At 70.2% G+C, this 18,131-nt stretch carries 19 protein-coding genes; 8 read left to right on the forward strand and 11 right to left on the reverse strand.

Going from position 1 to position 18,131, the window contains the following annotated elements; genetic code table 11:
• Positions 1-181: 181 nt before the first annotated feature.
• On the forward strand, positions 182-613 hold the full coding sequence (locus ED92_RS14355; protein WP_052120558.1) for a hypothetical protein: 432 nt from the start codon (positions 182-184) through the stop codon (positions 611-613).
• A 4-nt stretch (positions 614-617) separates the two neighbouring features.
• On the opposite strand, the gene ED92_RS14360 is transcribed toward ED92_RS14355, so the two are convergent.
• Positions 618-1,772, reverse strand: coding sequence for a 4-hydroxybenzoate 3-monooxygenase (locus tag ED92_RS14360; RefSeq protein ID WP_037337990.1), 1,155 nt, complete (start codon positions 1,770-1,772; stop codon positions 618-620).
• A gap of 67 nt (positions 1,773-1,839) precedes the next feature.
• On the opposite strand from ED92_RS14360, the gene ED92_RS14365 reads away from it, so the two are divergent.
• A complete protein-coding gene (locus ED92_RS14365; RefSeq protein ID WP_037339987.1) occupies positions 1,840-2,487 on the forward strand; it encodes a DUF4865 family protein in 648 nt (215 codons plus the stop codon).
• On the opposite strand, the gene ED92_RS14370 is transcribed toward ED92_RS14365, so the two are convergent.
• A complete protein-coding gene (locus ED92_RS14370) occupies positions 2,424-3,584 on the reverse strand; it encodes an SWIM zinc finger family protein (protein WP_037337993.1) in 1,161 nt (386 codons plus the stop codon). The genes ED92_RS14365 and ED92_RS14370 overlap by 64 nt on opposite strands.
• Positions 3,581-6,298 (reverse strand): DEAD/DEAH box helicase, encoded by a 2,718-nt coding sequence (locus ED92_RS14375; RefSeq protein WP_037337996.1) that lies wholly within the window; start codon positions 6,296-6,298, stop codon positions 3,581-3,583. The genes ED92_RS14370 and ED92_RS14375 overlap by 4 nt, the downstream gene beginning before the upstream one ends.
• 68 nt (positions 6,299-6,366) lie before the next feature.
• On the opposite strand from ED92_RS14375, the gene ED92_RS14380 reads away from it, so the two are divergent.
• Positions 6,367-7,161 (forward strand): TetR/AcrR family transcriptional regulator, encoded by a 795-nt coding sequence (locus ED92_RS14380; protein ID WP_037338000.1) that lies wholly within the window; start codon positions 6,367-6,369, stop codon positions 7,159-7,161.
• Between the two features lie 199 nt (positions 7,162-7,360).
• Here ED92_RS14380 and ED92_RS14385 read toward each other — a convergent pair whose 3' ends face one another.
• From ED92_RS14385 to ED92_RS14405, 5 genes are read right to left on the reverse strand one after another with little or no spacing between them, the layout of a single operon-like run.
• A complete protein-coding gene (locus tag ED92_RS14385; RefSeq protein ID WP_037338003.1) occupies positions 7,361-7,576 on the reverse strand; it encodes a hypothetical protein in 216 nt (71 codons plus the stop codon).
• Positions 7,573-8,109: a hypothetical protein gene (locus tag ED92_RS14390; RefSeq protein WP_037338006.1), complete on the reverse strand. Its 537-nt coding sequence runs from the start codon at positions 8,107-8,109 to the stop codon at positions 7,573-7,575. The genes ED92_RS14385 and ED92_RS14390 overlap by 4 nt, the downstream gene beginning before the upstream one ends.
• Complete coding sequence (locus ED92_RS41900) at positions 8,093-9,493, reverse strand: WXG100 family type VII secretion target (RefSeq protein ID WP_081975794.1); 1,401 nt, start codon at positions 9,491-9,493, stop codon at positions 8,093-8,095. The genes ED92_RS14390 and ED92_RS41900 overlap by 17 nt, the downstream gene beginning before the upstream one ends.
• On the reverse strand, positions 9,490-9,777 hold the full coding sequence (locus ED92_RS14400) for a hypothetical protein (protein WP_037338009.1): 288 nt from the start codon (positions 9,775-9,777) through the stop codon (positions 9,490-9,492). Before ED92_RS14400 ends, ED92_RS41900 begins: the two co-directional genes overlap by 4 nt.
• 37 nt (positions 9,778-9,814) lie before the next feature.
• Positions 9,815-10,753 (reverse strand): hypothetical protein, encoded by a 939-nt coding sequence (locus ED92_RS14405; protein ID WP_037338012.1) that lies wholly within the window; start codon positions 10,751-10,753, stop codon positions 9,815-9,817.
• A 43-nt stretch (positions 10,754-10,796) separates the two neighbouring features.
• Between ED92_RS14405 and ED92_RS14410 the strand changes: the two genes are divergently transcribed.
• The 3 genes from ED92_RS14410 (at position 10,797) to ED92_RS14420 (ending at position 14,009) form a co-directional block, all read left to right on the forward strand.
• On the forward strand, positions 10,797-11,933 hold the full coding sequence (locus tag ED92_RS14410; protein ID WP_037338015.1) for a glycosyltransferase: 1,137 nt from the start codon (positions 10,797-10,799) through the stop codon (positions 11,931-11,933).
• Positions 11,930-13,162 carry an RNA polymerase sigma factor gene (locus tag ED92_RS14415; protein WP_037338018.1) on the forward strand — a complete coding sequence of 411 codons (1,233 nt, stop codon included), beginning with the start codon at positions 11,930-11,932 and terminating at the stop codon, positions 13,160-13,162. The genes ED92_RS14410 and ED92_RS14415 overlap by 4 nt, the downstream gene beginning before the upstream one ends.
• A 73-nt stretch (positions 13,163-13,235) precedes the next feature.
• Positions 13,236-14,009: an alpha/beta fold hydrolase gene (locus tag ED92_RS14420; protein ID WP_037338020.1), complete on the forward strand. Its 774-nt coding sequence runs from the start codon at positions 13,236-13,238 to the stop codon at positions 14,007-14,009.
• Between the two features lie 59 nt (positions 14,010-14,068).
• Here ED92_RS14420 and ED92_RS14425 read toward each other — a convergent pair whose 3' ends face one another.
• Both ED92_RS14425 and ED92_RS14430 read right to left on the reverse strand, forming a co-directional pair.
• Positions 14,069-14,560, reverse strand: coding sequence for a DUF1772 domain-containing protein (locus ED92_RS14425; RefSeq protein WP_037338022.1), 492 nt, complete (start codon positions 14,558-14,560; stop codon positions 14,069-14,071).
• A gap of 32 nt (positions 14,561-14,592) precedes the next feature.
• A complete protein-coding gene (locus ED92_RS14430) occupies positions 14,593-15,420 on the reverse strand; it encodes an NmrA family transcriptional regulator (RefSeq protein ID WP_037338025.1) in 828 nt (275 codons plus the stop codon).
• A gap of 80 nt (positions 15,421-15,500) precedes the next feature.
• Between ED92_RS14430 and ED92_RS14435 the strand changes: the two genes are divergently transcribed.
• Positions 15,501-16,439 (forward strand): AraC family transcriptional regulator, encoded by a 939-nt coding sequence (locus ED92_RS14435; RefSeq protein WP_037338028.1) that lies wholly within the window; start codon positions 15,501-15,503, stop codon positions 16,437-16,439.
• On the opposite strand, the gene ED92_RS14440 is transcribed toward ED92_RS14435, so the two are convergent.
• Positions 16,418-17,371: a YafY family protein gene (locus tag ED92_RS14440; RefSeq protein WP_037338031.1), complete on the reverse strand. Its 954-nt coding sequence runs from the start codon at positions 17,369-17,371 to the stop codon at positions 16,418-16,420. The genes ED92_RS14435 and ED92_RS14440 overlap by 22 nt on opposite strands.
• Positions 17,372-17,487: 116 nt before the next feature.
• Here ED92_RS14440 and ED92_RS14445 point away from each other — a divergent pair, with 116 nt between their 5' ends.
• On the forward strand, positions 17,488-18,126 hold the full coding sequence (locus ED92_RS14445; RefSeq protein WP_037338033.1) for an SDR family NAD(P)-dependent oxidoreductase: 639 nt from the start codon (positions 17,488-17,490) through the stop codon (positions 18,124-18,126).
• Positions 18,127-18,131: the final 5 nt, after the last annotated feature.

Here is an 18,131-nt window from a genome sequence, read left to right on the forward strand (position 1 = left end):
AGACGGATCTCGCGTGATCAGGCGGCGAACACGGTCGGGACTCTCGGTGCCCATATGACCACGTGCTGCGGCGGTCCGGTCGATTCACCCGGCCGGACCGCCGCCGAGCACTGCGAACAGCCGCAGGATTGCGGAATTCGGGTGCATGCAAGGGCTCTTGGGTCGGCTACGTTCCTCGGTCATGGTCGATCGCCGAAGATGCCTGGTCCTGGTTCCCGTGGCGCTGTTCGCCGCCGGTTGTGCGACGGCCGCGCCGACGCCGATCTTCGCGGCGGCGAGTTCGGCGCCTTCCGTGGAGAGCGCGCCGATGCTGGGGGCGGCGGCCCCGTCCGGTGCGCCGTTCGTGGCGGCGGACGGACGGGACCTGAGGTCCTGCGCCGACGGTGAGTGCGAGGTGCTCGTCCGGACCGGCGACCAGATCCCCAACGACGGCGGCGCCGGACCGCTCTCGGTCGCGGTCCAGGCCGGGAAGGTGGGGCTCGCCCCGGCCTCGGGCGGGATGGGCGCCGCGGTGTCCGGTCCGCCGGGGATGGCCCATCAGATCAACCGGCAGGTGATCGTCGTCGTCGCGGTGCAGGGCGACGAAGGGATCGTCCGGCTCAGCCGAAAATAGCCGCTCAGGTCAACCCTGCGACGAATTCGCTCAGCAGCCGGTTCGCCGTCGCGGAGCTGTACAGGCGGTCCAAGTCGGCGCGCGCCACCCGATGCCGGAACTCCCCTCGGTGGGACGGATCGCCGGCGTCGTGGACGGTGTCGGTGAACCAGGTCGCGAAGGCCTGGTAGTTCCACACTTCACGCAGCCGGTCGTCGGAGTAGGCGTCGAGCTGACCCGTGTCACCCTCTTTGTAGTAGCGGATCAGCGCGTCGGCGAAGGCGTCGGCGTCGTACAGCGCGAGGTTCATTCCCTTCGCGCTCATCGGCGGGACGATGTGCGCGGCGTCGCCGAGCAGGTGGAGCCTGCCGTGGCTCATCGGGCTGAGCACTTCGCCACGCAGCGGCAGTAATTGTTTCTCCACGATCGCGCCTCTTGTGGCGAGCGGTTCACCGAAACGCGTTTCGAGCTCGCTCCAGATCCGTTCGTCCGGCCAGTCTTCGGTGGTGTCCTCGAGCGGGCATTGGAGGTAGAACCGGCTCGCGCGCGGTCCCCGGGCGAACTGGGCGGCGAATCCGCGCCGGTGGATCGCCATCACGGTCTGGTGGGTGGCGGGTACGTCGGCGAGGACGACCAGCCACGCGTAGCCGTATTCGTGGCTATGGCGGGTGATCCTGTCGTCGGCGATGGCGGCCCGCGACGCGCCGTGGTTGCCGTCGCATCCGGCGATTTCGACGATCGACCCGTCGCCGAGCCGGACGCGCGGACGTTCGCCGATGTCCTCCACGGAAACCTCGGTGCCGAACCGCAGGTCGCCACCGTCTTCTTCGAACGCGGTGATGAGGTTCCGGACGAGGACCTGTTGAGGACAGAGCCTGCCTTCCCTGTGTTCTTCGACGGACAGCGTCAAAGGCCTCGGCTGTCCGTCGACGCGGAAGCCGAGGGTCGGCTTGATGGGAATCCCGCCGACGACGCGGTCTTCGAGGCCTCGTTTCCGGAAGACGCGCGTGGCACGGGTGTCGATGACCCCGGCGCGCTGCCGTCGCTCGACGTACTCGCGGCCGCGCCGTTCGAAGACGACACAAGGGATCCTCTCGCGCAGGAGGAAGTTGCCGAGCGCGAGTCCGGCCGCGCCCGCTCCGACGATCAGGACGGGTCTGTGCTCGTTTCCTGTTGTCATGCTTCAAGTTTCGGCAGCACCGCGGTTTGGGGCGAAGACGATCTCTGTACCTACTAGTATGTACGGCATGCATGCGATGCAGTACGAGATCACCCTCCCCGCCGACTACGACATGGGCATCATCCGCGACCGCGTCGCCACCCGCGGGCATCTGCTCGACGACTTCGGCGGCCTGGGGCTGAAGGTCTACGGGATCCGTGAGCGCGGCGTCGACGGCTCGACGCTGAACCAGTACTCGCCGTTCTATCTGTGGCACGACGAAGCCGGGATGAACGCCTTCCTGTTCGGCGGACCGTTCAGCGGCATCGTCGAATCCTTCGGACGTCCCGCCGTGCAGCACTGGACCGTGCTCGGCTTCGAGGAGGGGCCCGCGTTCGGTGCTTCCCCGGTCGCGGCGGGAAAGCACGTCGTGCCGATCCCCGACGAGACCGACCCGGTGGCCTTCCTCGGCGAAGCACTCGACGGGCTTCGCGAGCACCTGAGCCAGGACGGCGCGCATTCGGGCGCGCTGGCCGTCGACCCGCGGACCTGGCAGGTCGTCCGCTACAGCCTGTGGGCGGACGAGGCACCGGAATCCGACGAGGTCCGGTACCAGATCCTCCACCTGTCCTCGCCGCACCTGGGTGAGCTGCGGCGAGGACGGCAGTGGGATCAGCCGAGCAACGCGGCGAACAACGCGCCGGGATCGGCTTCGGGCGGACCGGCGGGCCACTGATCCCGGTACGGGTACCAGAGCCCGTCCTTGCCCAGCCGCACCTGCACCCCTGTCCCGTGAACGGTGCAGTGGTTGCGTTCGACGTCCAGGCCTTCGCCGGGATCGTCCACGACCTCGGCGAAGGCGGCCCGCGCCCGGCCCATCGCCTGCGACGGCGGCGTCCACACGGTCTCCAGGACGTCGAGACCGGCGCGGCCACCGTGCCGCCACGCGAGCACCGCGCGGTCGAAGTCCTCACCGTGCTCGGCCGGGCGCAGCCTCTCCACGGTCTCCGGGCGAGTGGCGGCGAGGCGGACGGCGTCCTGCTTGCGGGTGAGCTTCGGCTGCGACGCCAAGTGCGCACCGGCCATCTGTCGCGCGTTGTCGATCAGCAGGGCGAAGGCCTCGGCCGGGATCTCGGGCGCCCCGGGCACGGTCGGACCTCCGGTGGGCGCGAACGCGGCGATATCCGGCAACGGGCCGGGCTCGCCGGCGTACGCCCGCTCGGCGTCGATGTCGTCGTCCCCGGTGCGCACGAACCGGGGCGCGTTGCGCCGCTGCAACTCGTCGAGCAGCTCCCGCTCCCCCTTGCCGCGCATCAGCAACAGCACGAACGGGTCGGCGTCGAGCAGCCACGACGCCTGGAACGACAGCGCCGCGGCGTGGCGGCACGGCAGCTCCCAGCCGGGGCAGTCGCAATCCGGATCGAGGTCACCGATCCCGGGCAGCAGATGCACCCCGGCGTCGTCGGCGGCCTCGACGAGGTCGTGCGGCATGTCCCGGTCCAGCAACGCGGCGAGATGCCCGGCACGCGAGGCGACCCGGTCGAGGAAGCGGTCCCACTCGTCACCGGTCAGCTCCGCGAGCCGGACCTCGGTGCGGTACTGCCCTTCCTGGTCGTCGACCACCGCGGCGATCCGCCCCGGGCTGACCGTGATCGGACCGACCCGGCCCGCCGCGGCGTACTTGCGGCCCTGTTTCAGCTGCCGCAGATCCAGCGCGGTGTCCTCCATCGCGCTGATCCACGCGCGACCCCACCACGAGCGAGCGAACTGACCTCGTCCACCCTGGGCGCCGAAAGCGGGGAAACCGCGGACGCGATCTTCAGGCGTGCTCATCGGCGGCTCCTCAACTCGACCAGATCGGCCAGCTCCTCGTCGGTCAATTCGGTCAGCGCGGCCTCGCCGCCGGCGAGTACCGCGTCGGCGAGCGCACGCTTCTCCCGCAGCATCGCCGCGATCCGGTCCTCGACGGTGCCCTCGGCGATGAGCCGGTGCACCTGCACCGGCCGGGTCTGCCCGATCCGGTACGCGCGGTCGGTCGCCTGGTCCTCCACCGCCGGGTTCCACCAGCGGTCGTAATGCACGACGTGATCTGCGCGCGTCAGGTTGAGCCCGGTCCCCGCCGCCTTGAGCGACAACAGGAACACCGGCACCTCACCGGCCTGGAACCGGCGCACGAGATCCTCGCGTTTGGGCACCGGGGTGCCACCGTGCAGCAGCTGCGTGCCGATCCCGCGCTGCGCGAGATGACGTTCCAGCAGCCGTGCCATGGCGACGTACTGCGTGAACACCAGCACCGCGCCGTCCTCGGCGAGGATCGTGCCCAGCAGTTCGTCGAGCAGCTCGAGCTTGCCCGACCGGCCGTCCAGCACCGCGTCCGAGGGCTCCTTGAGGTACTGCGCGGGATGGTTGCAGATCTGCTTGAGCCCGGTGAGGAGCTTGACGATCCGGCCGCGGCGAGCGATGCCTTCGCTCCCGGCGATCTCGGCCATCAGCTCGCGCACCGTCGCCTCGTACAACGCCGCCTGCTCGGCCGTGAGCGTCACCGGCCGGTCGGTCTCGGTCTTGGCGGGCAGCTCCGGCGCGATCCCCGGATCGGATTTGCGGCGGCGCAGCAGGAAGGGGCGGACGAGCCGGGACAGGCGCTCCGCCGCTTCCGGGTCCTTTCCGGACTCGACCGGTTTCGCCCATACCCGGCGGAAATCGGCCATGGAGCCGAGTAGGCCCGGTGTCGTCCAGTCGAGGATCGCCCACAGCTCGGCGAGGTTGTTCTCCACCGGGGTGCCCGTGAGCGCCACCCGCGCCGACGACGTCAGCGTCCGCAATGCCTTCGCCGTGCCGGAGCGGTGATTCTTGACGTGCTGGGCCTCGTCGGCCACCAGCAGTCCCCAGTGGACGGACCCCAGCGGCTCCGGATCCACCCGCAACGTGCCGTACGTCGTGAGCACGAAGCCGTCGCCGAGGTCGTCAAGGGAGCGTTCGGTGCCGTGGAACCGCCGCACCGGGACGCCGGGGGCGAACTTGGTGATCTCGCGTTCCCAGTTCCCCAGCAACGAGGCCGGGCAGACGACCAGCGTCGGACCATCCGCGCGATGCAGATGCAGCGAGATCAGCGTGATCGTCTTGCCGAGACCCATGTCGTCGGCGAGACAGCCGCCGAGCCCGATCGAGGTCATGGCGGTGAGCCACTGCAGGCCGCGCATCTGGTAGTCGCGCAAGGTCGCGGCCAGGCCTCGTGGCGGCGCCTGCGGTTCCGGCGGGGCGAGTAGCCGCTCCCGCAACGCGGCGAGCCAGCCGTCGGTGAGGACGTCGACGCGTTCACCGTCGATCTCGGTGGTCCCGCTCAAGGCGGCACCGAGCGCGTCGATCGGCGTAAGCGGCTTCAGCGCACGATCCCGTGCCTTCGCCGCGAGAGCCGGGTCGACGAGCACCCACTGATCGCGCAGGCGCACGACGGGACGGTGGGCCTCGGCCAGCGCGTCCATCTCGGCCGCGGTGAGCGGCGCACCGCCGAGGGCCAGCTGCCAGTCGAACTGCAGCAGCGTGCCGCCGGCGAAGAACGACGGAAGATCGGCGGGTGGCGCGTCACCGCCGCCCACCACCGCCTTCGCACTCAGGTCGCGGGCGAGATCGGCGGGCCAGTGCACGTCGATACCCGCCGTGGCCAGCAGCGGCGCCGCGGTGGTGAGCAGTTCGGTGATGTCGGTGTCGCCGAGCCCGACCTCGTCGGGGACCGCCGCGCCGAGCAGCGGTTCCAGCGGCGGCCACACCTGCGCGGCCCGGCGCAGCGCCAGCATCACGTCGATCCGCGCCCTTGGACCGAACCGGTCGTCACCCGCCCAGAGCGCGGCGGCGTCGGCCAGGACACCGGGATCGGCCAGGCTGTGCACCTGGACGACTCCGCTGAAGCGGCCGATCGTGAAGTCGTCTCCCGGCGCTTCGATCCGTATCGAGACCCGGACCCCGGAATCCAGCCCGGCCGCGACCTCGGCCGCCCAGTCCCGCAACTGCGGAACACGGTGCGAGGGCGCGGCGGCGAACGCCTTCACCCCGGCCGCCTGCGCGGCGGCGGGAGTGCGCGGAAGGGTGTCGGCAACGGCGTCGAGGAACGCGCGCAGCAACGGATACCGCGCCGGCAGAAGGTTTCCCTCGCTCGGGATCGCCCGCGCTCGCGCGGGCATCGCTTCGGACAGCTCGCGCAGCCAAGCGGCGTCCGCCGGTTCCAGCGGGCCGGCGCGCCAGGCGTCCACATCGGACTCCGTGAGCCCGGGAAGCAGCCTGCCCGCCTCGGCGAGCTTCAACGCCGCCGCGGCGGCCGTGCTCCAGAAACGCGCGGAGTCGTTGTCGCTGTCATTCAGACGCAGCAGCGCCGGAAGCGCCTCGGCCATCGGCAGCCGGACGCACGGCACCGTGGTGATCTCGGGGAGAGCGACCGTCACCTCCCCGGTCCCCGGCGTGTTCCCCTCGGCGCTCCAGAAGACGAATCCGCTGGTCCGAGGGGGATTTTTCGGTTCGAAAGCGACACTGCCGAAGCCGTCGTGAGACGCCACTCAACCCCAATCTCTGTACGGTGTACAGTTCAGGATAACACAACTCTGTACACCGTAGAGAGAACGTGATGACGGACGCGGACCACACCGGGGCGGGCGACCCACGGCGGACCATCGAGCTGCTCTGGGGCGTGCGCGAGAAACCCCGCCGCGGCCCCAAGCCGAAGCTCACCGTCGACGAGATCGTCACCGCCGCGATCGAGATCGCCGACACCGAGGGCATCACCTCGTTGTCGGTGCGCCGGGGCGCGGAAAAGCTCGGCGTCTCCCCTATGACGATCTACACCTACATCCCCAGCCGCGCCGAGCTGCTCGACCTGATGATGGACCGGGTCCACGGTGAGCTGACCGATCCCCCGGCCAGTCACGACTGGCGGATCACGATGACGATCCTCGCCGAGGACGCCTGGGAGATGTACCACCGGCATCCCTGGATGCTCCAGCTCACCACCGGCCGTCTCCCCCTCGGCCCGCACACCTTCGCGAAGCACGAACGCGAGCTGAAGGCCGTCGACGCGATCGGGCTCACCGACCTGGAGATGGACGCCGTCGTGGCGATGGTCAACGGCTTCGTCCAGGGCATCGCACGCGGCTCGGTGGAATCGGCGAGTCTCGTGCGGCGCTCCGGCCTGACGGACATGGAGTGGTGGACGGCCAGCGCGCCCGTGCTCGCGGAGATCCCCGAAGCCGACGCCGGCCTCTTCCCGCTGGCGGCACGCGTCGGGCAGGCCGCCGGGGAGACCCACGGTGCGGCGAGCGCGCCGCTGCACACCTTCCGGTTCGGGCTGGCGCGGATCCTGGACGGGGTCGAGCAGCTGGTCACCGGTGGTTCCGGTACCTCGGGGACCGAGCTTCCCTCCTGAGCGTTCTCGCGTGACTGTGGGGACGACACGCGTGATCCGATGGACGACACGCGTGACTGGACGGACGACACTGTCGCGGCCGAGTCCCCATCATGTGTCGTCCCCCCAATCACGCGTGTCGTCCCCACAGTCACGTGTGTCGTCCCTCCGGTCACGCGAACCGCCCGAATCACGCCGTGGCCGGGGTCGGTTAACCGCGTCAGCGCAGTCGGCGGTAGAGCAGCCACAGCGCCAGCGCGACCGGGGTCAGGACCGCGCCGAACAGGATTCCCGCGAACATCCCGTACCCGTGCGGATCCGATGACAGCCCGGTCGCGCTGAGCACCGCGCTGCCGACGAGCAGCACGATCACCGCCACGACAACGACGAACGCGCCGAGCACGACGCGCCGCACCACCGTCCGCGAGGCCGTCATGCCGGATCGGGAGTGCAGACGGTCAGGAACGACTTCCGGTTCTCGCGCTGCACGGCCGCCGCGTCCATCCAGCCGCTCCGGCCGAACAGGTAGCTCCCGGCCGGATGCCCGGCCGACTCGCGCAGCACCTTGGCGACGTCGGTCTTGGCACCGAACGCTTTCGGGCCGTCGACGGCGATATTGACCGAGCCCGCCTTCGTCCAGTCGTACGTCGAGGGCAGCGGTGTCCGGACCTGGAGACCACCGGCGTCCGAAGAGGAACCACCCAGCAGGTCCAGCCGCTCGACTCGCACGCCTGGCTGCGGCGCGGCCCACACCTGCTCCGTGCTGTTCTGCGTACCGGAGTCGAACGTCAGCCGCAGACCGGTGACGCCCTCGCACGGGGTGCCCGTCCACAGTTTCAAGACGCCGCCGTCGACGCGGAACCCGGCCTCCGGTGGCAGCGACGGCGCGAACTGCGCCTTGGTGTCGCACGCCGCGGTCGCCGCCACCACGAGCAAGGCGGCGCAGACCCGTCTAGTGATATCCGCCATCGGTGAGTCCCGCGTCTTCCTCGGTTTCGTTGCCTCCGGTGACCTTCTCCCACGCGTAGGAGGCGAGGAAGCCGGCATAGCCTTCGCGAGCCCACTGCTGGGAATGGCGCTCCTCGTGGTGCAGCAACCGATCCAGGTCGAGCGAGCCCTGGGACGCGCCGTTGTCGTCCTCGTACCAGGCGTGCCCCGACTTCACCACCTCCCGCAGCTGCTGCGCCGGATCCTTCGCGTCGTCGATGTTCAGCATGAACGTGTCACCCCAGGCGGTGCCGCCCTGCTGGCTGAACTGGTCCTGGATGACGTTCCCGCCCAGACCCATCATCATGCCGTTCGGGGTGGTCACCAGCCGCCCGCCGTTGCCGTGCACGAAACCCACGTCGTCGTCGTAGCTCCAGGAGTTCTCCCGCTGCCGGTCGGTGATCCGCCGCAGCTCCTCGGATCCGTACGGTGTCGGCGCGAAGTCGGTCTTCTCGCCTCCGGCGCCGTAGTCGGTGCCCGCGTTGAGGATGTAGGTCATCCGCACCGCCTTGGCGGCGTCGTCCCCGCTGACGTCGGTCGGCATCAGGAAGTACGACTTGTAAGTCCCGTCGCCGTCCTCGTCCTCGCGGATCTCTTCCATTCCGTCGAGGACCTTGAAGTCCTCCGGCGTGATGTCGTGGTCGTCGGCGATCTTCTTGATGGTGTCGATCGATACGCCCCGGCGGACGGCGTTCTCGAGCCACTGCCGGTAGTGGCCGGACGCGGGTGGCCCGCTCAGCAGCCCGGCGTCGCGCAGCGCCTGCTCCATCTCGACCACACCGGCGTCGATCTGCCCGGCTTTCTTGGCGCCCGCCAGGTCGGTCGCCTCGTGGTCGCTGATCTGGCCGTCCTGCACGAGCCGCATCACCCGGGCGAGGGCGGCGTCGATGCTGTTCGCGGTCGTGAGGATCGCCTTGGATTCCTGCTCCAGCTGCTTCCGGATGGTCTCGCGGTGCCGCTGGGACTCGGCGCGTTCCTCGGCCTCGAACCGTGACTTCGGCGGCGGGTCGGCGGGTTTGCCGTCCACGATCGTGCCATCGGCGGCGACGCTGAACTGGTAGGTGCCGGCGAGGGAATCGTTGTTGGCGACCCTGGTCTTCAGCGCGGACACGTCGTCCGACGCGTTCTGCAGGGCACGTTCGACAGCGGACAATTCCGCGATCAGGATCTCGGCCTTGTTCCGGGTGTCGCCCAGCGAATCGCGGGCACGCTCACCCGCCGGGCCACGCCAGTCGGGCAGTTTCCTGGCGTCGTCGAGTTCGTCCTGCAGCCCGATGAGCTTGTCCCGGCGGCCACCCAGGTTGGTGGCCGCCGTGTGGAGTGCCTCGGCGTCCCATTCACGGACGTCGTCGTAGCCGACCGTCATCGTCCGAACGCCTCCTCCGCGGAGTTCTCGTTTTCGGAGTACGCCTTGGCGGCCTTGGTGATCGACTCGCTCCAGCGGTCGATCTCGCCGGCCCACCCCTTCGCCCGCTCGGTGCACGTCGACGCCAGCGTGGGCGCGCCCTTCGCGGCCTCCCCGCCCGGCAACGCCGTCGCGATCGCACCCAAGCCGGTGCCCGGTTCCACGGCTCTGGCCTGGTCAGCCGCGGAACCCGCCGCCTTGGCCGCGGCCCGCAGCTGACCGATCTCGACCTCGTACCCGCTCACAGCCCGTGCCCCCAACCCTGGATAGGTGAGCGGCACTCTACGTCAGCTCGGAAGGCTCCACAGCCGATTCGCGCGAAGGGATGGCAAGCCGCCGGACGACGTCGTCGTACCGCGCCTGATCGGCGGCAGCGCGGGCGTGTGCCCGCTCCAGCTCCTCGGCGAGAGCCGTCGTCCGGGCTTCGGCGAGGCTCCTGGCCGTGTGTTCTTCCGCGAGCGACGCCCGAAGCCCTGCCGAGTCCTTTTCGGACACCGCCGCCCGCGCCTTGGCCTCGTCGAGCCGGTCCTGCAATGCCGCGCGCTCCGCGGCCGCCCTGGCCAAAGCCGTGTCGCGCTCGGCCAGCTCCGTGGTCAGCCGGGTCTTCTCTTCACGCAGCGTCCGGAGCTCCGCGACCAGCTCGTCACGGGCACGTTCCGCCGCGACGGTCGCGGCTTCCGCGGCACCGCGGGCTCGTTCGTGGGCGGCGACCTCGGCCCACGAACGCTGCCGGGTCTCCTCCGCGTCCTTCAATGCCTGCTCGGCGGCACGTTCCGCCTTGACCTTCGCCGCCTTGTCGTCGCGGGACGCGGCCACCGCGGTCGCGCGCGCCGTGTCGGCCTTCGCCGCCGCCTGCTGTGCGTCCTCGGCCTCGCGCCGGGCCGTCGCCGCGTCGGTCTCCGCTTCGGTCACCCGGCCCAGCGCCGCCTTTCCGGCGTCGTCGAACCGCGCACGCATCGCGTCCAGCAGTTCCACGAGCGACGCCGCCGCCGGCGTGAACTCGTCGGCGATCCGGCGGACCTCCAGCAGCGGATCTGCCACGCTCGCCACCGCGGCCGCCCGCCGGGCCCGCGAGGCGGCGTCGGCGTGGGCCTTGCCGCAATAGGCCGAGGGACGGCCACCCTTGCGTTTGCCGTCGGCGTCCACCGCGGGCGGGGGCAAAGGATTCTCGCAGCCTTCCAGCGCGCACAGGCGGACCTCGTCGGCGTCCGTATCGATCACCGCAGCAGGGTAGCGCCGCCGCCCCGCCGATAGGGTCGCTGACATGCGTGTCCTGTTCACCTTCGCCGGCGGCAACGGCCACTTCCGGCCGCTGCTCCCCCTCGCCCACGCGGTCGCCGAGGCGGGGCACGCGATCGCGTTCACCGGTGAGCCGTTGATGGTCCCTGTCGTCGAGGCCACGGGGTTCACCGCATTCCCGTCGGGGCCGAACCTCGGCAGCGACGGCGGCGGACTTCGCCCGTTGCTCCCCGTCGACAGGGATCGCGAGGACAGCGATCTCCGTGACGGTTTCGTCCGCCGCACCGCGCCACAGCGGGCGAAGGACGTCATGGCGCTCTGCGAGGACTGGGAACCGGATCTGCTCGTGTGCGACGAAGCCGATCACGGCGCGATGATCGCCGCCGAACGCCTCGGCCTCCCGCACGCCACTGTCCTGGTGATCGCGGCGGGGGTGCTCATCCGCGCCGAACTGATCGACGACGCGCTCAACGAGGTCCGCGCCGTCCACGGTCTCCCGCCGCAACGAAACCTGGAGATGGCGTACCGCCACCTCGTGCTTTCCCCGTTCCCCGCGAGCTTCCGCGACCCCCGGTTCCCGATGCCGCCGACCGCGCGGACGTTCCGCAGTCCCCTTCCCGGCCGCGGACCGGTGCCGGAGTGGCACGTCGAAGGCCGTCCCACCGTCTACTTCACCCTCGGCACGATCTTCAACACCGAATCCGGCGACCTGTTCGCCCGGGCACTGACCGGCCTGCGCGAGGTCGACGCGACCTGTGTGGTGACCGTCGGGAACCTGGTCGATCCCGCCGAATTCGGCCCGCAGCCCGAGCACATCCACCTCACGCGGTACCTGCCGCAGGACGACGTCCTCCCGTACTGCGACTTGGTGCTCAGCCACGGCGGTTCGGGCAGCCTGCTCGGCGCGCTCGCCCACGGGCTGCCGATGGTGCTGCTCCCGATGGGCGCCGACCAGCCCCACAACGGCGATCGGGTCACCGAACTCGGGCTCGGCACCGTCCTCGACGTCATCGACGCGACACCGCGAGACATCCGCGAGGCCGTGTCCACGGTGCTGAGGGAACCGTCCTACCGGGAGGCGGCCGGGCGGCTGCGGGACGAGATCACCGCGTACCCGGCACCGGAAGAGATCGTGCCGCTGCTGGAAGGACTCCTCAGGTGACCACCGAACTCGACGCCGCGATCACTCGGGCGTTCCGCGAGGAATCGGGACAGGTCATCGCCACCCTGATCCGCGTCACCGGCGACTGGGACCTCGCCGAGGAATGTCTCCAAGAGGCGTTCGCGCTCGCGTTGCGCACCTGGCCCCGCGACGGCGTCCCGGCGAAACCCGGCGCCTGGCTGACGACGGCGGCACGCAACCGCGCCACCGACCGGATCCGCCGCGAAGCCGTCGGCGCGGCGAAACTGCGCGAAGCCGCCGAACTGAACGTCCCCGCCGAGCCGCACTGGGACGAGAGCGGCGTCCACGACGACCGGCTCCGGCTGATCTTCACCTGCTGCCACCCCGCGCTGCCGCTCGAAGGGCAGGTCGCGCTCGCGCTGCGGACCCTGGCCGGGCTCACCACCGCCGAAATCGCCCGCGCCTTCCTCGTCTCCGAGGCGACGATGTCGCAGCGCCTGGTCCGGGTGAAACGGAAGATCCGCACGGCGGGCATCCCGTACCGGGTCCCGCCCGCTGATCTGCTGCCCGAACGCACGGCCGCGGTGCTGGGAATGCTGTACCTGCTGTTCAACGAGGGCTACTCGGCCAGTGCCGGTACGGATCTGCTCCGGCCCGATCTGTCCGCGGAGGCCATCAGGCTCGCGCGGATCCTCGCCAGCCTGATGCCGCACGAGGCGGAGGTCCTCGGGCTGCTGGCCCTGCTGCTCCTGCACGACGCCCGCCGGGCCACCCGCGTCGACGCTCAGGGCACGCTCGTCTCGCTCGAAGACCAGGACCGCGGCGGCTGGAACACCGCCGAGATCGCCGAGGGCACGGAGTTGCTGGAGACCGCGCTCCGGCTCGGTGTCGCCGGGCAGTACCAGATCCAGGCCGCCATCGCCGCCTGTCACGCCACGGCCGCCCACGCCTCCGACACCGACTGGGCACAGATCGCCGCGCTCTACGGGGAACTGCTGCGATTCGTGCCGTCACCCGTCGTCGAACTGAACCGCGCGGTCGCCGTCGCCATGGCCGAAGGTCCCGAGGCCGGGCTCGAACTGGTCGACAAGCTCACCGCGGACGGCGGTCTCCCCGGCTACCACCTGCTGCCCGCGACCCGCGCGGACCTGCTCCGGCGCCTCGACCGGCTCGACGAGGCCGCCGACGCGTACCGCGAGGCACTCGCGCTCGCCGGCACCGACGCCGAGCGCGCCTACCTGTCGGAAAAAATCGCCGAAATCTCCTGACTCCCGGCTGTCTGTCCACGGCGTCACCGTTCGTCGGTGGGCGACAAGTCCGAAAAGAGGAAGGGGTCATCCGATGGCCGTTCTCGACGTCCCCGGCGCCCGGCTGCACCACACCGTCTCCGGCAGCGGCCCGGTTCTGCTGTGCATTCCCGGTGGCGCGGCCGATTCCGCGATGTTCGCACCGATCGCGGGCCTGCTCGCGGAGCACTACACGGTGATCACCTACGACCCGCGCGGAATCTCCCGCAGCCCGCTCGACGATCCGGACGGGAAGCAACAGATCGAGGCCCACACCGACGACGCGCTGCGCCTGCTCGACAGCGTGAGCACGGAACCGGCGGTGATCTTCGCCTCCAGCGGCGGCTGCATGCAGGCTTTCGACCTCGTCACCCGTCATCCCGGGCGGGTCAAGACGCTCCTGGCGCACGAACCCCCGCTGACGAGCCTGCTGCCCGGCCAACCCGACGGTGACCCGGACGAACTCCAGCGTCTCCACCGCGAACAGGGCGTCGAGGCGGCGATGGCCAAGTTCATGGCCGACGCCGGTTTCGAGATGGACTGGAGCGCGCTCCCGCCGGAGATGCGGACGAATATGGAGTTCTTCGTCGTGCACCTGATGAAGATGATCGGGGACTTCACTCCGGACTACGAAGCGCTGAAGGCGTCGGAGACCCGGATCGTCGTCGGCGTCGGGAAGGACTCGGCCGGGCAGCCCGCGCACGAGGCGGCGGTGCTCGCGGCCGCCCGGCTCGGCGTGGAGCCGGTCTACTTCCCCGGTGACCACGGTGGTTTCGCGGCCGAGGCCGTCGCGTTCGCGCCGCAGCTTCTGGCGCTTCTCGACGCCTGATGTCAGGAAAGGGTCGTTCAAGACGTTTTTTGTCCTGAACGACCCTTTCCTGACACGCGTCAGGCGCGGACGTGCACGATCAGCCCGCCCACCAGAGCCCCGAAACCGCCGATCGCGGCCAAGGTCCGGACCAGGTTCCACCGTTCCCAGACACCCTCGAACTTCGCCCGCAGCGCCTCGAAATCGGTGCCGTCGCCGTCGAAACCCGCTTCGAGCGCGTTGTTCAGCGGCACGTTGATCGCCATCGTCACGATCAGCATCACCAGCAGCAGGGCGAACCCCGCGATGAGCCACGGCAGCGCGGGCCGCAGTTCCGCCCTGAAATGCAGTGCCGCCGCGGCCGCCGCGAGCAACGGCGCGCCGCCGAAACTCAGCGCGAACCAGCCGTTGAGGATCGCGATGTTGATCTCCCGCATCCCCGTCACGTAGGTCCGGGCGTCCGCGCGCCCCAGCCCCGGCATCACCGAGCACGTGTAGGCGTAGAACAAGCCGGCGATCAACCCCGCCGTGATGACGGCCGCGATCAGGACGATCTGGCTCAACGTGGCCATTCCTGTCGCCTCCCTTCCGATTCCAGCTCGTTTCATCGATTCCAGACCCCAGTGGCCGCCGCTTTCGCGGCGTATTCGGAGAAGTCCCTCGCGGGCCTGCCCAGCACCCGCTCGACGTCACCGGTGAGCGAGGAGTTCCGGCCGTCGAGGATGCGCGTGAACAGGTCGGTCAGGCCCTCGATCTCCTCCTCCGGCACGCCCTGTTCGGCCGCTCCCGCGGCGAATTCCGCGGCGGAGACCGGAACGTACCGGACATCCCGCCCGGAAGCCTTGCCGATTTCCGCCGCCGCGTCCGCGAAACCCAGCAACCGGGGGCCGGTCAGCTCGTAGACCTCGCCGTCGTGCCCGTCGGTGGTCAGCGCCGTCACGGCCACGTCGACGATGTCCTCGACGTCGATGAACGGCTCGGTCACCGATCCGGCGGGCAGCACGATCTCCCCGGCGAGCACCGGTTCCAGCAGGAAGTGCTCGCTGAAGTTCTGCGCGAACCAGCTAGCCCGCACGACCGTCCACTCGGCACCGGAGTCCCGGACACCCTGCTCGCTGACCACGGCTTCCTCTTCACCGCGGCCGGACAGCAAGACCAGCCGCCGCACCCCGTGTTCCACGGCCAGCTTGGAGAAGTCGCGGATCGCTTCGGCGGCGCCGGGGAAGGCCAGGTCGGGGTAGTAGGTCAGGTAGGCGGCGCTGATCCCGGTGACCGCGGCCGTCCAGGTCGAACGGTCGTCCCAATCGAACACCGGCCGCGAGGCCTTCCGGACGTCGATCCCGAGGGCGGTCAGCCGCTGCGCGACCCGGCTTCCGGTCTTGCCCGTCGCGCCGAGGACCAGGACCGTCTCGTTGTTCTTCGTGTTTGTCATGGCACTAGTCAAGCGCCTGCGAATGAGACGGAACATAGTTCAAAGGCTCTCTTCCATGTTTCATCGTCTACACTCGCGCCATGGATCCCCTCGCCGGTCTGCTCGACGGACCCCGCGCCCGCGGCGCCTTCCTGCTGAAGTCGGTCATGACCCCGCCGTGGTCGCTGCGGATCGAGGACGAGGCGCCGCTGACGGTGATGGCACAGGTCCGCGGCGAGTCGTGGGTGGTGCCCGACCACGGGGACGCGGTCCGCCTCGGCACCGGCGACATCGCCATCGCCCGCGGTCCGGACCCGTATCTCGTCGCCGACGACCCCGCCACCCCACCGCAGGCGATGATCCTGCCGGGACAGGAATGCCTGACGCCGGACGGGAAACATCTCACCAAGCTGTCGGATCTCGGCGTCCGTACCTGGGGTGACGATCCGGACGGCCCTGTCGTCCTGCTCACCGGCACCTATCCGCTCGAGGGCGAGATCAGCAAACGACTTCTCAACGCGCTGCCGGCGCTGCTGGTCGTCCGGGACGACGAATGGGACAACCCGCTGGTGACGCTGCTCGCCGGCGAGATCGTCAAGGACACGCCCGGTCAGGAAGCCGTCCTGGACCGCGTGCTCGACCTGCTCCTGGTCGCCGCGCTGCGGACCTGGTTCGACCGGCCCGACGCCGCGGCACCCGCCTGGTATCGCGCGCACAGCGATCCGGTCGTCGGACGCGCGCTGAAACTGTTGCAGCACAAGCCTTCCGAACCGTGGACCGTGGCCAGCCTCGCGGCCGACACCGGCGTGTCCCGGGCCGCGTTCGCCCGGCGGTTCACCGCCGCGGTCGGCGAACCGCCGATGGCCTACCTCGCGAGCTGGCGGATCGCGCTCGCCGCCGATCTGCTGCGCCAGCACCCCGACGTCACCATCGGCGCGGTCGCCCGGCAGGTCGGCTACGGCAGTTCGTTCGCGCTCAGCACCGCGTTCAAACGCGAACACGGTGTCAGCCCGCAGGGTTACCGCGCCGGCGTCGCGTAACGCTCGACCAGTTCCGCGCCGATCCGCGCGAGTTCCTCCTGGACCGACTCCGGGCCCAGCACCTCGATCATCGAACCCCAGCCCGCGAGCTGCTGCGCGATCATCCACGCCACCGGCGCCGACACCGTCACCCGCACGCGCCCGTCTTCGAGCGTCTCCTCGACACGTGCCTGCCGTCCGAAGTGGTCCTGGAGGATCGGCAGATGCCGCTCGGCGATGAGCACGGTCGCGTCCAGCCCCGAACGCCGTTGCTCGACCCGGTCGACCACCTGCTCCCACGCCCGCGACAGTTCGAAGTCGTCCGGCCGCCCCGCGGGCAGGTCGCTGACCTCGGCGTCGGACATGCGATCGACGCGGAAGGTGCGTTGCCCCTTCTCGGTACCCGCGATGAGGTACCAGATGTCGTCCTTGTCCACGAGCCCCCACGGATCCACGACCCGCTCGACCGGCTCCGCGCCTTTCTTCGCGTAGCCGAACCGGACTTTGCGGCGGCGCACGATCCCGGCCTGCAGCACGGTGAGCAACTCGGGCCGTTCCTTTTCCCGCTCACCCCACCGCGACGGATCGATGACGACCGCGTCCGCGGCGGCCTGCGCGTCGGCGCGGAACGTGTCGGGAAGGGCCCGGACCAGCTTCCGCAGCGCGGATTTCACCTCGGGCGAGAGCGACGCGGCCGGACCGGCGAGCAGGAACAGCGCCTGGGCCTCCGACGCGGACAGTCCACTGAGGTCGGTCCGCGCGCCGCCGACGAGCGACCAGCCGCCGCCCCGGCCGGGCTGCGGGTACACCGGGACACCCGCCGACGACAACGCCTCGAGGTCACGCCGCGCGGTGGCGACCGAGATCTCCAGTTCCTCCGCCAGTTCGGAAGCCGTGACGCGGCCCCGCGCCTGCATCAGCAGGAGGGTGGCCACCAGGCGATCGGCACGCATGGCGCCCAGTCTCGCAGGCAAACCGCTCATCCGGTGAACACTTTGCGGCGCGGACTTGACCTTCACATCGATGTCAGACCCTACGGTCGGCGCACCCCACTCAGAAGGAGAAGCACATGGCAGGCGCAGTGATCATCGGCGCGGGACCGGGTATCGGCCGCTCGGTCGCGCACCGCTTCGCCAAGGAAGGGCTGCCGATCACCTTGCTGGCCCGCCGCTCGGCGACCCTGGAACCGCTGGCCGCCGAACTCGGGACCGCGCTGGCACTCACCGCCGACGTCACCGACGAGGCTTCCCTCAAAGCCGCTCTCGACACCGCCGCACGGGAACACGGCGAGCCCGACGTCGTGGTCTACAACGCGGCGATCATCCAGGCCGACACCCCCGGCGAGCTGTCCGTTGAACGGCATCTCGCGGCGTGGTCGGTCAACGTCGTCGGCGCGATCACCACCGCTTCGCACGTCGCACCCGGGATGGCGGAGCGCGGATCGGGCACGATCATCGTGACCGGAGGAATGCCCGAAGCCGTACCCGCCTACACGAGCCTCTCGCTCGGGAAAGCCGGTGTGCGGGCGCTGGTTTCCCTGCTGGACAAGGAGTTCGGCCCCTCAGGAGTGCACGTCGCCACGGTGACCGTCGCCGGACCCGTCGCGAAAGGAACTCCGTTCGACCCCGACGACATCGCCGAGCACTACTGGCGGCTGCACACCCAGCCGCGAGAAGACTGGGAACAGGAGATCGTCCACACGGCGTAGCAGGC

It is taken from the genome of Amycolatopsis sp. MJM2582 (assembly GCF_000754115.1).
GTDB lineage: Bacteria > Actinomycetota > Actinomycetes > Mycobacteriales > Pseudonocardiaceae > Amycolatopsis > Amycolatopsis japonica.

What these genes read in the sequence shown, in the direction of transcription:
- ED92_RS41900 (WP_081975794.1), bottom strand. Translation starts at nt 9,493, where the DNA reads ATGACGGTCGGCTACGACGACGTCCGTGAATGGGACGCCGAGGCACTC.
- ED92_RS14365 (WP_037339987.1), top strand. Translation starts at nt 1,840, where the DNA reads ATGCATGCGATGCAGTACGAGATCACCCTCCCCGCCGACTACGACATG.
- ED92_RS14360 (WP_037337990.1), bottom strand. Translation starts at nt 1,772, where the DNA reads ATGACAACAGGAAACGAGCACAGACCCGTCCTGATCGTCGGAGCGGGC.
- ED92_RS14355 (WP_052120558.1), top strand. Translation starts at nt 182, where the DNA reads ATGGTCGATCGCCGAAGATGCCTGGTCCTGGTTCCCGTGGCGCTGTTC.
- ED92_RS14380 (WP_037338000.1), top strand. Translation starts at nt 6,367, where the DNA reads ATGACGGACGCGGACCACACCGGGGCGGGCGACCCACGGCGGACCATC.
- ED92_RS14425 (WP_037338022.1), bottom strand. Translation starts at nt 14,560, where the DNA reads ATGGCCACGTTGAGCCAGATCGTCCTGATCGCGGCCGTCATCACGGCG.
- ED92_RS14410 (WP_037338015.1), top strand. Translation starts at nt 10,797, where the DNA reads ATGCGTGTCCTGTTCACCTTCGCCGGCGGCAACGGCCACTTCCGGCCG.
- ED92_RS14420 (WP_037338020.1), top strand. Translation starts at nt 13,236, where the DNA reads ATGGCCGTTCTCGACGTCCCCGGCGCCCGGCTGCACCACACCGTCTCC.
- ED92_RS14390 (WP_037338006.1), bottom strand. Translation starts at nt 8,109, where the DNA reads ATGGCGGATATCACTAGACGGGTCTGCGCCGCCTTGCTCGTGGTGGCG.
- ED92_RS14440 (WP_037338031.1), bottom strand. Translation starts at nt 17,371, where the DNA reads ATGCGTGCCGATCGCCTGGTGGCCACCCTCCTGCTGATGCAGGCGCGG.
- ED92_RS14370 (WP_037337993.1), bottom strand. Translation starts at nt 3,584, where the DNA reads ATGAGCACGCCTGAAGATCGCGTCCGCGGTTTCCCCGCTTTCGGCGCC.
- ED92_RS14385 (WP_037338003.1), bottom strand. Translation starts at nt 7,576, where the DNA reads ATGACGGCCTCGCGGACGGTGGTGCGGCGCGTCGTGCTCGGCGCGTTC.
- ED92_RS14435 (WP_037338028.1), top strand. Translation starts at nt 15,501, where the DNA reads ATGGATCCCCTCGCCGGTCTGCTCGACGGACCCCGCGCCCGCGGCGCC.
- ED92_RS14430 (WP_037338025.1), bottom strand. Translation starts at nt 15,420, where the DNA reads ATGACAAACACGAAGAACAACGAGACGGTCCTGGTCCTCGGCGCGACG.
- ED92_RS14445 (WP_037338033.1), top strand. Translation starts at nt 17,488, where the DNA reads ATGGCAGGCGCAGTGATCATCGGCGCGGGACCGGGTATCGGCCGCTCG.